3 protein-coding genes are annotated in these 1,440 nt (G+C 46.2%); all 3 read left to right on the forward strand.

Translation table 11 applies throughout. The features are described 5' to 3' along the window. Nucleotides 1-300 (forward strand): hypothetical protein (locus tag KDK19_RS03755; RefSeq protein ID WP_257291357.1); only part of this gene is annotated, 300 nt, incomplete at its 5' end. Next, nucleotides 297-1,013 (forward strand): DsbC family protein, encoded by a 717-nt coding sequence (locus KDK19_RS03760; protein ID WP_257291358.1) that lies wholly within the window; start codon nucleotides 297-299, stop codon nucleotides 1,011-1,013. The genes KDK19_RS03755 and KDK19_RS03760, both read left to right, overlap by 4 nt. Nucleotides 1,014-1,035: 22 nt before the next feature. Continuing rightward, nucleotides 1,036-1,374, forward strand: coding sequence for a hypothetical protein (locus KDK19_RS03765; RefSeq protein ID WP_257291359.1), 339 nt, complete (start codon nucleotides 1,036-1,038; stop codon nucleotides 1,372-1,374). Nucleotides 1,375-1,440: the final 66 nt, after the last annotated feature.

Consider the following 1,440-nt stretch of genomic DNA (forward strand, 5'->3'; position numbering starts at 1 on the left):
TCAAACCAGAGTATCTGCATAGGCATGTGCAAATATTGGGGTACGCGCTCTTCCAGCCTGATCCTTTTTACTAGCTCTGTATTCTCTGTTGAGCAAACCATTACCGTGAAAAATGGTAGGTTCTTCGTAGTACCTGTCACACAAACTGTTGTCACCATTCCCTCACAAAGTGATCTCGACAAAGCTATCCGAGACAGCCAAAGCAAGAATTCTCAATCCAACCAGAGAAGCGGAAAGATACAGTTCTCTGTTCAATCCCTTTTTAAAACCAGTAAGAAAAGCAAGGAAGGCAAACAATGAAAAAAATCGTTGCCCTGGTGATGGCGCTGCTTTCACAAGCCGCTTTTGCTGAAACGGACATCCAGAAAGCTCAAGAAAAGCTGAAAGCGACATTTAGCAACATCAGTGTCGTTGGGTTTCAGCCTTCACCTGTCCCCGGCCTTTTTGAGGTCAATATGGGAACTGGGATTATCTACTTTCACCCGGAAAAACAACTATTGATGTTCGGTGAGATATTTGACGCATCCGGTAACTCACTGACAGCCGAATCTTTAAAGAAAATGACGGAAGATAAATTCAGTGAATTTGACACCAGTAAGGCATTGGTGATCGGAGATCCTAAGGGTGTGAAGATCATCGAGTTTTCCGATCCGGACTGCCCTTTCTGCCGTCGCTATGATCAGTTCCTACAAACCCAAAACGTACCTGTCCAGCGGTTCATCTTCTTCGATACAAGGGTGCATCCTAAAGCTGTTAAAAAAGTGGAACATATTCTCTGCTCGAAAGATCGGGAGTCTGCATACAAGGACATGTATGCCGGAAAAATACCAGGGACGTTCAAAAGTTGTGATGCCGGTAAAGAGGCCATCAAAGAACACCTGAGAATTTCAAAATCAGTAGGGGTGAGCGGTACGCCTTCGTTGCTTTTGGAAGGGAGGCTGATTACCGGCTTCCAAAGCGGGGTGATCGTCGATTACCTCAAAAAACAGCAGCAAAAGATTGCTGCACAATAATACAACTTTTGGAGACTAACCAATGCTCTTTATTAACCTTAAAGAACTTAAGGAAAAAGCCCAACAGAAGCGTGTTGCTGTCATGACTGCTTTGGCTGCTGCGTCGGCCTTTGCTATGCCAGAGCTGGCTATGGCAATCACGGCTCCGGCTGATAACACTGCATTTGCCTACGACCTGTACGACGTTGCCGTCAATGACATGTTGAAGGGCCCTGTTGGTTTTGTTGGCGGTCTGGCAACCATCATCCTGTCTGCCATCAACATCACCAAGAACTGGATGATGGCAGGTGCTGGTGTTCTGGGAGGTACAGCCCTGATCAAGGCCGACAGTGTTGTAACCACTATGGGTATGATTATCTAAGGTGCCACGGATGGAAGAGCGCGTACCCCAATATTTGCACATGCCTATGCAGATACTCTGGTTTGA

The organism is Endozoicomonas sp. ONNA1, from assembly GCF_024606325.1.
In the GTDB taxonomy this organism is placed as follows: Bacteria; Pseudomonadota; Gammaproteobacteria; order Pseudomonadales; family Endozoicomonadaceae; genus Endozoicomonas_A.

Bases quoted from the DNA above. Each gene is read 5' to 3' on its own strand.
- KDK19_RS03765 (WP_257291359.1), top strand. From the start codon at position 1,036: ATGCTCTTTATTAACCTTAAAGAACTTAAGGAAAAAGCCCAACAGAAG.
- KDK19_RS03760 (WP_257291358.1), top strand. From the start codon at position 297: ATGAAAAAAATCGTTGCCCTGGTGATGGCGCTGCTTTCACAAGCCGCT.